This is a genomic window from Yersinia sp. IP36721, from assembly GCF_003634395.1.
In the GTDB taxonomy this organism is placed as follows: Bacteria; Pseudomonadota; Gammaproteobacteria; order Enterobacterales; family Enterobacteriaceae; genus Yersinia; species Yersinia entomophaga.
Map to the genome: position 1 here is coordinate 1 of NZ_QCZL01000033.1, position 13666 is coordinate 13666.

Here is a 13666-nt window from a genome sequence, read left to right on the forward strand (position 1 = left end):
GGCCTGCGGGTCGTAGTAGCGGAAGCGGTTGTAGTGCAGCCCCGATTCTTCATCCAGAAGCTGGCCGGCGAATTTTAAACCGGGTTCTGGCTGGCTGTGGTTGAGCACTTTCGCCAGCGCTGCGCCATATAACGAATGGTTGGCGCGTTGCCAGACGCGTTTTCCTGCGGGGTTAAAGAGCGCGAGGGGTTCCCCCGTTGGGGCGCTGACCGCGTAGTGAGTTTCGACTTCGCCTACCTCGCCCTCACTGACTCGGCATTCCTGTTGCGCTATCAGCTCCCAGCCATTAAACACCCAATGTCGGATTTTTTGCAACTCGCCCTGTCGATAATCGCGAATTTCAGCAATAACATCACCGTCCCATAAATAGCTCACACGGATGCCTTGCTGTTCACAGGTTTTGCTGATACGGCGCCCAAAGGCATCGTAACGGTAGCGCCAGCTATCACCATTTTGTTTGCGCAATTCCACCAGCTGGTTCTGGCTATTCCAGATAAATCGCGTGTATTCCGGTCGGAAGCCTTCCTGTTGCGTACGGCGCGCCGTCATTCGGCCAGCGGCGTCATATTCATAAAGCTGATTACCAAGACGATTTAAACGATGGCCGCGGTGATAAATTTCATCCTCTGCGCCGCACTGTTGATCGCCCACCCGTCTGGGTAGTGGATAGCCGCTGGCGTCATAACGGTAATGCTCGCGCAGTTGATTACGTTCGCTGACCGAAATCACCTGTCCGTTGCCATTGACAACATAATTCAGTCGTTCAACATCATCGTTGATCGCAACCAACTGCAAACCAGCGTCATACTGATATTCGCGATCCAGTTCGGCCAACGTAGGCTGAGGAATGTCACTCAGTTCTTCCTGTCGGAATACCCGCGTATTGCGGCCTGCGCGTTGATGGATAACCTGCCCCATCAGGTCGTATTGCTGACGCAGCATAAAACCCGCCGCCGCTTCGCGTCCCGCTTCCTGCCCCGCGGCATCCCGCTGTAGCTGTAAACTTTGTCCGGCTGGCAATTCCAGCTGAATAAGCTCACCGGTGCGGTTTACGCCAATACGAGTCAGCCAACTGCCCGACTCGTGCCCAACACTGGTAATTTCTCGTTCCAACGTCTGGTTATCCGGATAACGACGCAGAATTTCACCGGCTACCTGAATCTCGCGAATCGGTCTATCCTGTTCGTCATACTCAAAGTGCAAAGTACTATCCGGTGCGGTAACGCTCAGCAAACGCCCCATCATATCGTATTGATACTGCGTCGCTCCTTCCGGGTTGCTCTGGGTCAGTAAGCGCCCGCAAGGGTCGTAGCTATAATGCGTGATATTCCCTAGCGCATCCTGCTTCTGGCTACAATTTCCCTCGGCATCGTAGCGGTAATACCACACCGCATCGGCGTAATCCCGTTCCTCTATGACCCGCCCTTCGCTATCCAACATATAGCGGTAGGATTCGCCTTGGGGATTAGTCACTGCTATCAGTTGTAGCGTGTCAGCATCGTAGCGATAGCGCCAGATATGGCCTTCACCGTCGCGGCGGGAAATCGGTAGGTCAAAAGCGCCGTATTCCACCGTCCAACTAACCCCGTTGGCATCATGATATTGGGTCAGATTACCGTGACGATCGTGGGTAAAGTGCTCCTGACTGTTGTTCGGGCGATCGCTTACCGCCAGCCGTTGATGCCTGTCATAGCGCCAGCGCCATAAGGCTCCGCCAGGGGTGCTGAGAGTTTGCAGATTATCCCGGCTGTCGTAACGCAGATTCATCACCCGCTGTTCTTCATCGAAAATGCGGAACAGACGCTGGTGATGATCGTATTCCATTCTGCGCTGGCTACCGTCGCTGTGAATTTGCGTAGTCACCAACCCAAATTCATTACGTTCCAACGTGATACTGCTGCCGTCTGGTGCGGTAAAACTTTGGGGGTTCCCTTTTTCATCATACTGTTGCAGCCAGGTACGCTCTAACGGATCGGTAATGCCGAACAGTCTTTGGCTATCGTCATAACTGTATTGCCAGCAGGCGCCCATAGCGTTAGTAAATGAAGTCACCAGACCGGTATCTTTAAGGTAGCTCAGGGTAATTTGATGGCCTGAAGGAGTGATCTGCGACAACAGATTGCCGTAACTGTCGTACTCGTATCGGGTGATATTTCCGGTGGGAGAACGAACCTCGGTCACCTGATTCATCGGAGTAAAATAAAACTCGGTGGTTGCTCCTTGCGGGTTACTGACTCGCGTCAGCCCCGGCAAATAGTCAAAGTGCACCGGGTAATAACCGTCTGCGCCTATGCTGTCGGTACAACGTCCTTGCGCATCATAATGATATGCCGTCCAGGTTTGATCATTATCATGCCAGCGACTGATCCAACCCTGCGCGTTATATTCATAGAAAAGATGGTAGAACTCGGTGCTATCCGCTTCCGCCATAAAACCGCTGTCGTGATAGCGATAACTCGCCAGAACATCATATAAACCTTCGTCGGTGCGGCGAATTTCGGTCAGTTGCTGCGACGCATTCCAGATCAGCGTCAGTTCCGAACCGTCGCTGTGACAAATGCGTGTGAGCTGTTGCCTTTCGTCATAACAAAAATCGATATGATTGCCGTTAATGTCCTGATGAGCGCTAAGCAGAAATTTATTCCGATCCTTTTGCCCGACTAAGGCGAAATGACGCTGAATACCGCTGCGGCGATCCGTCAGGATGACACCCTTGTTGCCGCGCGTCACAGTGAAATCAGGGTGATCCGGATTAAAACTGAACGCATAGCCATCCGGTAGCGAAAAGTTCAGAGAACTGCCTTCCTGAGTGAAAATCTCAATACTGTCATTTTCAGGATCGATAACCGCGTATTCGCTGAAGCTATCCGCCCAATTAGCCCCTAATACCCCAAAACAGCCCTCAGCCCAGGTTCGGGTAAACGCCAGCGACAAGGTTTGGCCTAACATCAGATCGGTACGCTGCTCGACCAATTGACCAGTGACCACGTCAATAGGGTCACCCTTGACGAATTTCTTACCCGCTTCAGTAAAGCGTGCTATGCCTTTATGACTTTTAAATGCGGCAGTTACGCAAGATAAGGTTTTACCCGCGCATATTTTCGCAGCCTGTTTAGCACCCATGATTGCGCCTTTGGCTGCGGCTTTACTCCCCGCTTTGGTAAACAGTTTTGCTGTGCCGGTTAATAGACCTTTACTCGGTGGAACCAAGAATTCTACGGCGACCAGAATGGCTTTTTCCAGCATAGAAAATTCTTCGGCCACTTCTAGATAGCCACCCTGACCGGAACCGATAAATACCGTAGATGCGCCGGATTTAATGGTTGGACCGCAGGTCAATTTGTCCCCCACCCGCGCCGAGGGCATACCGTTGATGGCAACGCTTTCGCTGCCTTGGGCGATAGTCGCCGGCGCGCTGTGTTTGCTACACATAGCGGTATCGCCGGTTGCACGGGCAGCCGCTTTACCTTCGATAAATACATCGCCAGAGCCGCTGAGTAGAACGCCGTCCGTCGGGCCAACGCTGTCTACCATCGCGCTGACCGCCGAACTGGCCTTACTGATTATCCCTCCCATAGCAAAAGTCCCAGCTGTGCCTAACGCCAGTACTGCCACGGTCGCCAACCCACCGGTGCCCACCACCACCGCAGCAGCCACCGCAAAAATAGCTACGCTAATGAGTGCCCCAACCACGGCTCCGGCTAATGCACCGAGAAAACTGGCATGCTTGATAGGATCGCCCAATCGCGCCGCAGCCGGTCCGGGCGCGCCGGAACTGACCGGTTTGGGGCTGGCATGAATGGCCCCAACTCGGGCAATTCGCTGCACAATATCATCTGTTAACGACATGAAACGCCTCCCGCGTTACACACTTTTACGCAGCCTGGTAGCTATAAATAATCGCCAGCAACGCTGTTTTTTGGCTCTCCGCCAGTACTTTTGGTGAGGTGATGGTGAAGGTCAGTAACTTGGTGCCACGCACCTGCATCACCACGCTTTGGTGCATTTCCCCTTCGGGGCTTTTCCAAAAATATTCCAGCAAACGAGCCGGTTGTTCGCTCAACGTGACGGTCGTAAGGCTGCGCTCTTTATAACCGGGCAGACTGGTTTGAAATTGCTCGATAACCTGCGCGTAGTAACTTTCGTTATCCAGCCCGACCGGAACCGCCATACGGCTTACCACTAAATTGATTCCGCTGTCGTCGGGGGCAATAAACACATTCATGGTTTCATCGCGCCAGTTGGCTGGAATGGCTAAAGTGCCTTCATTGATTAGGTAAGCAGGGTGAGTCATATAGTCGCTCCGTGGCTTATAATTATTTGGTGAAGAATGTTCGTTAATTGAGGTTTATCGGGTTGCCTTTCAGCGTAATACTGGCGCCCTCAATGGTGATATTGCCTGCATTATCCAAAGTAATACTGGCACCGGCGGTGCCGATCTGAATCCCCTCGGCCGAAGATTGGATCATGATGCTGCCGGTGACTTCCAGACTGCTACTACCCTGAACCATGATGCGGCGCTGCTTGGTGATAGAAGTCACTTCGTTACCCGCAACTTCTTTATGACGATCGTTACGCACAGAAATCACCTGATCGTGACCGACGCTTTCGGTGTGATCGTGAACCACGGTGGTCACCCGATCGTTAAGCACATTGGTCGTCATATCTTTCTGCGCATGCATAAACAGCCCTTCACTGTTTTTCTCATCTTCGAAACGCAGTTCGTTAAAACCGTCCCCTTTGTGGGTTTTGGATCGGAACGCCATTTGGGTTTTACTGCCCGGCAGGGTTCCCGGCGGGATGTTATTGGCGTGATAAGTGCGCCCCGTCACGATAGGCTGATCCGGATCGCCATGAAGGAAATCCACCACCACTTCCTGACCAATACGCGGAATGGCTAACATCCCCCAACCTTGTCCGGCCCACGGCTGCGTTACCCGAATCCAGCAGGAACTGTTATCGTTGGATTTGCCATAGCGATCCCACAAGAATTGCAGACGAATTCGCCCGTATTGATCGCAGTAAATCTCCTCTCCCGGCGGCCCTACTACCATGGCGATTTGCGGGCCATCAACTACCGGTTTTGGCAACGGCGTTGGCCGCCAGCTTTGACTGGCCGGAATAAAGCTAAAGCTGTTAAACAGCACCGTCCCCTGATCGCCAGATTCCTGTTCCAGTGCCTGCATCTGCTTGCCGTGATGCTGAATGCTGACCAACTGCCATTTACGATTGAGATCGGCCCGAGGGTGGCTAGTCAGGGTAAAGAGCTGACCCGGTTGCAGCCGGAAATCATTACTTTCTCCCTGCCCAAGGTTGGCATCATTACGCAGGGCCTCCAACCGATAGCGAGTGAAATCCTGCCCGTGCTGTTCGTCTTTAAAACGACCGGGAAAATCGAAGTGCTCGTAGTCTGGACGCTGATTTTCCAGCTCTCGTGCCTGTTCGTTGAATTCCGCCGCCCAGTTTGGATTTTTAAAGGTGTAATCCTTTAACTGCACGCTGGCAGTCCGCACCTGCGCGCTGCGTTTAAAAGTGTTGATGCTGAGTTCTTTGGCCTGCGCCGCTTTGGTCGGGTTGTAAGGCAAAACGGCTCCCGGCGGTAGAGAGCCGACATCATCGGCAAAAATCAGCGTGTTCTTACCGTTGGCGAATTCAAAGTAGTAAAACATCCCTTCTTCGGCGGTAAGTCTCTGAATAAAATGGAAATCAGACTCTTGATACTGCACGCAGAATTCGCGTTCTGGGTGCGGATTACGCAAAGCGAAGGCGAAGTCATTGATACCGTTCTCTTTCAGAAGCGAAGAAACGATGGTCTGAATGGATTGCTGCTGGAAAATACGGGAGTTATGACGTAGAGAAGTACGCCAAAAATCGGGGCGAATCACCATGCTGTAGCGCGTCTGACGAAAACCGGTATCGCCCTGTTCAAAGCTGGAGACCATACCGGTAATGCTGCGTTGCAGCTCGCCTTCACGCCAGATAAACAGGGTGGCCACTTCGTCTAGCACCGCGTCAAACGCAATGGCAGGATCGGCGCTGGCCAGACCAACGTGTAAAATAAAAGGTGATGACAATCCTTCGCTCAGGCTGAAATCCACCACCACGAAAGTCTGCTCCGGCAAACCACCGGCGGTTAGCGTAAATTGCAGCCCCGAAGGCTGTTTTATCCCGCCCAGTAAACCCGCTGCGCCGCTGAGGCCAGCTGCCGAGCCAGCCATCGCCGCCGCACGCCCGACGGTATTTTTGGCGCTATTCATCGCGCCGGTCGCTTGTGATGCTGCACCCTGTACGGTTTTCATCGCTTTAGATGCTGGGCCAGCAACGATATTTTGGGCAGTATCCAAAGCTCCGCTGGCGCTTCCACCGATATTTTTCGCCGCATCTACGCCTTTTGAGGCCATGCCCGCCATATTTTTCGCGGTATCCATCGCTTTCGAAGCCATACCGGAGGCATTTTTCGCGGTATCTACGGCTTTGCTAGCGGTTCCTGCCACTTTGGATACTTTCTCTGCCGCACGCCCCACGCTGCCACCGGCGACGCTGGCCACCATGCCAGCGCCGTCCGCCAGACCGGAAACGCCATCAACGGCTGCGGCTCCTAATGCATCGCTTGCGCCGGTTTTATCTTTTTTCTCATCACGACTAAACATGGTTATCCCTTCTCGTCGGCGTTAATGGGCTGGCTCAGTTTGAACCGTCAGTTGGTGGTAGCGGCTTAGTAAGGCATCGAAGCGGTCATCAATTTGTTTGATCAATACCGGCGAGACGCCTTTCTTCTGCTCCCGTTGCGCAGAGAACTGGCGCAATAGCTCTTCCAGCGGGATTTCGCTGTTAAGGTTGTTTTGAATGCGATAGAGCGCAGTTTTTAAATAAGAAATGGTCAGGCTGCCTTTCTGTTTTTCCTGCTCTAACAGTTTTTCAGAAAGCTGCTGAACGCCCATTTTGGCCTGATAGTAATGAGCGGAATCCTGATTGCTGCCCATTCTGGCTTGCAGTTGCTCCTGCCAGCGTTGGCTGACCCCGGTTTGCCGGGCATCTGCAGGCCATAGCTGCTGGGCGGTTTTCATTAGCGCATCTGGCCCACCTAACACTTCCAGCGGAGAACGTTTAGCCAGCCGATCCATTTGCTCGCCATAGGTCTCCAGCTCCGGCTGGTGTAGCCACAGTAAGGCTGAACCTTCAGGCTCAGCGGCCACAGCAGCCAGCTGTTGCGCCATTGGCCGCACTTGCATCAGATAGACCCCTGCGGCGATCAATAGCGAAAAACCAATGCCCAAATTGAAACCTCGCAGCGCCGACATACGCTTGGTCGGCACAAAGCGCACCTGCACTCGTGCATGTTCCAAATCGTCATGCTGTGGCTGGGGTGGCGCGGGTGGCACTTCCCGCGATGACGGGGCATCATCCGAAGCGGTCAGATACACCAACGGCGGCATTTGATAGGCCTGGATGGACGGCGCGGCGGCTTCAGTGGCTCGCTCCAGTTTTTTCGCGGTGTTTTGCATCAGATACAACATATTTTCGATGCGCGGCACTCGGCTCAGTTGCACCTGCTGCAGCTTATCGATCATGAGCTGCAAGGCACGTTCGGCGCGATAAATCAGTCGTAAATCTTCACTGCTGAACACCTGCTGACGCAACAAGTGACACAGTCGCGCGGTGAACCATTCCAGCATTTCAATACGTGCCAGCGGTTTTTCCGGCCACAGACGATCCCATTCGCTGACAATCAGGCTGGCCAACAGCTCGCAGCCTTCGGTGAAACCTGTCAGCCCATTCAGTTGAGTACGCGCCAGGGTGTAATACACGCCGGTTTGCAGATCGACGCCGTTACTGCGAAACAGCGTTAAGGCTAAAGACTCAATTAGCCGCCAATTAACCTGTGGCTGCGAGGGATGATTGGCTTTGTTAATTTCTTCACGGATCGCGGTGAATTCCGGCCATTGGCGCGGATCGCCACCGGTGCGGATAACCAATCCCTGTTTATTGTCGCTCACTAAAACTCTTCCTTAAAAAAAGCCCGACGACGCGCGTCGGGCATACTCATTAATAGAGCGTGTCCGGTAATTTGAATTTACTAAACAGTCCGCCAGCAAAGGGGTTATCCGACTCATCAACGGTAATGCGATAGGTCATATGGCCGCCGTCAACGTTAAAGCGCACATCGAAGGAATCTTCCCGTACATTGGTCAGTTCACCGGCGTTAATCAGCCGTAACTGTGCCCATGGGCCGCTAAAGGCGATGCTGCGCGGCGATTTACCAGAAGCGTCCGGCACCAGAGTGATTTTGCTTTCCACACCCGAGCGCATGGAGTTAGGCCACACCAAATGCACCTTACTGCTGCGGCCGTGGGCGTAATCCAGCAATTGCCCGTCTAGATTCAGCACGCTGCGCCGTTTATTGACCGCCAGCGCCACCGGTTCAATAGCGAACTGCGTGCCTAACCCGTTCTGGCTGCTAAAGAAAGTCTCACGAATTTTCTGCGCTACCTGTAACTGTTGCAGGACGTCATCACGGATCAGCAACTCGCCGTCGCTGCCATTGGTCAGATTGTTTTCGACGAAAGGTTTGAGGTTTTGCTGATAGAAGTTGTCCAGCACACCTTTTGGCGCGAAGAAACGTTCAAACTCGCTCAGCGGCACATCCTGTGTCGATTCAGGATTAAACGGATAGCGGCCCGCCAGATAGGTGCGATACTGTTTCACTACCGTGTCGTTCCATTCCACTTCCAGCGATTGAATCGCTTCCATCATAACAACATGCCAGGCTTGCTCCGCCAGATCGCCCACCCAACGATTCAGCGGCTCTGGGAGGTTTTTGGCCAATTGCTGTACTTCAAAAATCGGGTCGCTGTTATTTTGATCCAACCGAAGCTGAACCGCTTTCAACGCCGCTTTCCCCGGTACCGGCGAGTTCTGAATCGCCAGCATGTAGCGATGCAAATCCGTCAGTTTTTGATAGACGCTTTGCAACGTACTGCCTTTATCACCGTGTTCAATCAGCGCAGCAGTTTCCGGCGCAAACTCGCGGTTAATCCGCGACATCAGGCGGTAATCTGGCTGTTCCAGCAGATCTTTGGCATCAGCTTCGCCGCTGGCGGCAGGTAATTGCGTGTTGTTGCTCAGGGTTTGTAGCGCTCGACGGATCGGCTGTTCACCGCTGATCACTTGCTCAATGGCAGCGATCGCCTGTGGCAGATCCTCAAACTGACGGATCTCCAGGTTGTTGATCGCCGCACGCCATGCGGCGGTGTAATCGCCCAGATACTGCTCGGTAATCTGCCGCTGAATTTCTTTGCGATCGGTATCGCTGTATTCCACGTTTTTCGACAAACTCAAAACCCAGCTATCCATACTGGTCAGATCGATCAACTGGTCATTTTGCTTTACGAAGTAGCTTTGCAAGCCCTGACGCGTCAGGAACTGCGGTACCATCAGCAGATCTTCGTTATTGGCTACAAAAATGCCATCGAAGCTGGCACCGATTTGATCGCGTAGATTCAACGCAGGCGGTAAAACATCCTGCCCTTTGATACGTAGGTTTTGGTACACCCGCTGATACAGAGACAGTTTACTGAGTTCCTGCTGCGCGGCTTTTACCGCCGGAACATATGGCGCGAAATTCTGAATCGACTGCACATCGCCGTTATCCCGGCTGCGTTTCCAGTCGGTATGCTCCAACGCGTAATCCAGATGATCCATCAGCTGATTTTGCAGATTACGCTGGCCGTTAAACTTCTCGCTCCAGCGGTTACGCATATACTGCTCCACCAGCCCTTTATTACGACCGCTGCCGTCTTCCAACATGCGCATCACGCGCAGGATTTCCAGTTTCTGCTCACTGCCCGCCGGCGCAGCTTTTAGCTGAACCAATAACCCGCTCATCAGCGATGGCAAGAAGCGCTGCTCCAACAATTGCAGATAGGTATTTTCGACGTAAGGCCCAATTTTGCTGCCTTGATACAACCCCAGATCCGCTAACAGGCTATTGCGCTCATGGTAGTTACCGTAGGCCAGTGTTGCCTGCCGAATCGGGTCAAGCAGCGGTAACTGTAGGTTGCCATATTGGTCTTCACCTTGCGGAGGCGGAATTTCCAAGAAGGTTTTAGCCTGAGTCAACACCACTTGTCCGGCCCGATAGTTACTTTGATAATACTGATGCCAACCGAATAGCAACCCGACAATCGCCACCGCTCCGCAGGCGCTGAATACCATCATGCGGCGACGAGAATTGCGCAGCCATTGGCGACTTTCACCGGCCAGATTTGGCTCGGCCAGCAGGACATTATTAAATAATCCTTTGGCGAAATAAGAAGAAGTGTCACCCACCGGCCAGGTCGGGAATGCCTGCGGCCCAAGGTGATACTGCACCGCCGCCGATTGGGTAAACAGGTCGTCCATTTGTCCACGCTGCTGAGCCGAGGTCAGATAAACCCCGCGGAGCAGCGCCGGTTTGCTATCGCCGCTAAACAGCATACGATCGAGCATTTGCAGCACGTAATCATGCAAACCGTGAATCTGACGGGTAAAACTGAATAGCTGCGGGCGCTGATCGCTATCCACACCGTTAAACATCATCTCCGGCATGGCGTTGTTTAGTTGTGCCATCCACTGTTGCCAGAATTGATTCAACTCGCTGCGCCAGTGATCTTCATCCTGCGTATTCAGAGTGAAAGTCACGCCTAAAATCGCTTCGCGCTGGGTTTTATCCAACGACTGATACATCGCCTCAAAGCCGTACAGCAAATCCAGCTTGGTCAGCACCAAATAGACTGGAATCTGGCTGTGCAGCGTCATTTGCACATCGTGCAGACGCTGGCGCATATGGTCGATATAACTTTCCCGCCGATCTTTATTGGCGGTCAGCAACTGATAAACATCGACTGTAACGATGATGCCGTTGAGCGGTTGACGCTTACGGTTATGTTGCAGCCAGCCCAGCAGTTCCTGCCACAAGCGAGAATAAAGCTGAGGTTTGCCTTCCGCTCCTTGATCCGGTTGCTCGATAAGCTTTCCGGTCGGATCGACAACCACCGCTTTTTCACCGGCCCAGCAGCGCACCTGTAGCTGTGCGGCGTCATCGCCTTTGCTGGCGTCGGGGCTGTAGATTTCCGTCAGTTTATAACCTTCCCGCAGCAGCGTAGTTTTACCGCTCTGTTCGGTACCCAACATCAGATACCACGGCAGCTGATACAAATAGCGTGGCGTGTTGAGATAGCGCTGTAGCTGCTGCAACCAGCGAGACAGATAACCGTTCTGCCGATCCAAATCGATTTGCACCGGATCTTCTTCCCGCTGCTGTTGATCCAGTTGGAGTTTTTCTAATTCTTGCAGCCGTCGCGTAACTCGCCACGTCAGCCAGCACACCGCAACCAATACCAGCACAGCCGTCACCAGCCAACGACTCAGCTGTGATTCTAGCGGATGCTGTTCCCCCATTTGCCACAGTGGCCCCCACAGCCAAATCACTACCAAAGCGATGCACCAGAGCAGCCCCAGCAATATCGGTATTGAAGACTTAAAACGCGGAATAATGGGCTTCAATAAACGTAAAAATGAAGGCATCTTTGGCATTTTGGGTATTGAAGGCATTTTCATTGATTAACATTCCTGTGTCGCATCGTGGCTGTCATGAGTTCTGCCGCCGCTGTTTTTCTGATAACCCGGCAAAGAGCGAAGGCTCCCACTCCGGTAATGACAACTGTTTCCCTGCCAAATAAAGGCTCTGATACTGCTGTTGCGCCATTGCCGCCAGCCCGGCCTTTTCCAATAATTGCGCACTAAGCAACTGGCTATAGAAACGATCCCGAGGTTCAGTTTGTTGCTGTTGCTGTTGATCAACCGCAGCCAGAGCCGCTTCCAATCCCTGTTGCTCATAGCACTGCCAGATATCATTCTGATCCTCACGGGCGCTACCGGTAGTTACCGTCGTTTCCTGCGGTTGCAACCAAGCGGCGGTTTCCACAGAGAGAAACGGGGTTTTATCGGTAAAGCTCAGTTCCCGCAGGGCAGGCAGGCGAGCCAGGAAAGCGCGAAGCTCGCTTTGAATCGCCTGCGCCACCAGCGGATAACCCAAACGTTCAGCCACCTGCGCCGACAGAAAATGCCCGTCCAGCCAATAAGGAGCCAGCGTCAGGCTTTGCTCGATTTGCTGCCACAGCGCTAAATCGGCTGCCGGTAACGCAGCCTGATAGCTGGCGGTGCGATCCGCTGAAACGGCGGCCAGCGGCGTGCGGCCATCGCTCTGAGACTGAGGCGGCGTGGTGATAGTGCTAAAGACCGCGTGGCGTCGGAGTCGGTAGCCGCTGTCGCTGTCCGGATGGCGTTCACACAGCAAATCCGCCACTTTCAGCAGCGTTTGCCGCCACGCACGATCGCTGGAACTGTCCACCGTGACGCTGGCAATCGGCGCTTCCGTAACCGGCGCATCGACAGAAGAAACCGGCGCGCTGCCGCTGGATAAAGACGGGCTGCTGGTCTGCGGTGTATCCGCAACCTGAGGTTCTGGCTGATAGCGATAGGGGAAACTCAGCTCATCCACTTCTTTCGCCAATTGAGGCTCACTTTCGTGCCAACACTGTGCCAATCGCGCCAGTTGCCCTAAAGCTTCCAGCCGTTGTTCACCGGTGGCTCGTTGGCTAAAAAGACTGGCTGCGGAGTCGAAACGTTTAACGATCTGCTGCGCCAAACGGCGTTTATGCAAACCATTGTGCGGCCAGGCTTCGGCCCAAAAATGGCTGACGTAATCACAAAGCAATTGCATCGCCAGCAAGATATTCTGCGGTTCGCCACCGTGCTGCAAAGTACGCAACAGGTGGGTCAGTAAGCGCATGTCTTTGCTTTCTTCGGACAGCAGCGTCATCGCCTGCTGCTGCAATTCAGCAATATTCAGACTGGCGTGGGTAAGCGAACCCAGCTTCACCATTTCGCCGTCGATAAACTCCCAGCGCGGGTTATCGTCTTTGAGCGCCAGCGCTGCGCGCCCGTCGGCTAACGGGGCTAGCAGCAAATTCCGCCAGGGATGTTGGGCGATAGCATTCATATCAACTTCACCAATGACAAGCGCTGCGCAGTGGCTTGATCGCCTCTGCCAGCGAGGAAATGTTGAAGGTCAGCCGCACTGCCGCCCCTTGTTTTGAGCTGATGGCCAAGGTTTCTCCATCCAGCAGTCGTTTGATTTCATCAATACCGGCCAGCCCGCGACTGGCTTCCAGCAGGAAACCCTCTTCGCGAACAAACCATTCGGTATCGAATTTAGTGCGGTCGGTAACAAAGGTGAGCGCGCCTTCGCCTTCCTTTTGCGGCGCAACCAGTGCCACCTGCATGCGGGTGATGTTATCGATACAGCTAAACATCAGAACCGGACGCGGAGGCGGCATTCCTATCGCCGGCGTGGTGATAATCACGGTCGGATTGTTGCCAGCGGACTGGCGGGTCAGAAAAGCCAGGGAATGTGCCTCCCGCCCTTTTTCCTGCACCATGGCACGACGCCAACCCGGCCCCATCATTCGGTCATCGGTTACGCCAACCGGACTGCTGGCCTGATCGTAACAAGCCAGTCGAACCAAGGGAGACGGCTCATTGCGACACTGAGTCAGCGCCGATAACTGAGGTGATTGTTGGGTAACGGTAGGTACATCTTCTGCAGCCATCAGACTGTGGCTGC

7 protein-coding genes are annotated in these 13666 nt (G+C 53.6%); all 7 read right to left on the reverse strand.

Annotated features, from left to right (window positions below; translation table 11 throughout):
* Positions 1-3849: PAAR domain-containing protein (locus tag DBA33_RS18670; RefSeq protein ID WP_120806959.1), on the reverse strand; the 3849-nt coding region annotated here is incomplete at its 3' end.
* 25 nt (positions 3850-3874) lie between these two features.
* The gene (locus tag DBA33_RS18675; protein WP_064512400.1) at positions 3875-4294 is read right to left on the reverse strand and encodes a DUF1795 domain-containing protein; all 420 of its coding nucleotides are present in this window, start codon (positions 4292-4294) and stop codon (positions 3875-3877) included.
* Positions 4295-4337: 43 nt separating this feature from the next.
* Positions 4338-6218: a type VI secretion system tip protein VgrG gene (locus DBA33_RS18680; RefSeq protein WP_064518188.1), complete on the reverse strand. Its 1881-nt coding sequence runs from the start codon at positions 6216-6218 to the stop codon at positions 4338-4340.
* Positions 6219-6671: 453 nt separating this feature from the next.
* Entirely contained in the window at positions 6672-7997 is a 1326-nt protein-coding gene (locus DBA33_RS18685) for a VasL domain-containing protein (protein WP_064512398.1), read from the reverse strand.
* A 49-nt stretch (positions 7998-8046) separates the two neighbouring features.
* Entirely contained in the window at positions 8047-11592 is a 3546-nt protein-coding gene (gene tssM, locus DBA33_RS18690) for a type VI secretion system membrane subunit TssM (RefSeq protein WP_120806968.1), read from the reverse strand.
* 37 nt (positions 11593-11629) lie between these two features.
* On the reverse strand, positions 11630-13042 hold the full coding sequence (gene tssA, locus DBA33_RS18695; protein WP_120806960.1) for a type VI secretion system protein TssA: 1413 nt from the start codon (positions 13040-13042) through the stop codon (positions 11630-11632).
* A 7-nt stretch (positions 13043-13049) separates the two neighbouring features.
* Positions 13050-13652 (reverse strand): type VI secretion system-associated protein VasI, encoded by a 603-nt coding sequence (gene vasI, locus DBA33_RS18700; protein WP_306423410.1) that lies wholly within the window; start codon positions 13650-13652, stop codon positions 13050-13052.
* Positions 13653-13666: the final 14 nt, after the last annotated feature.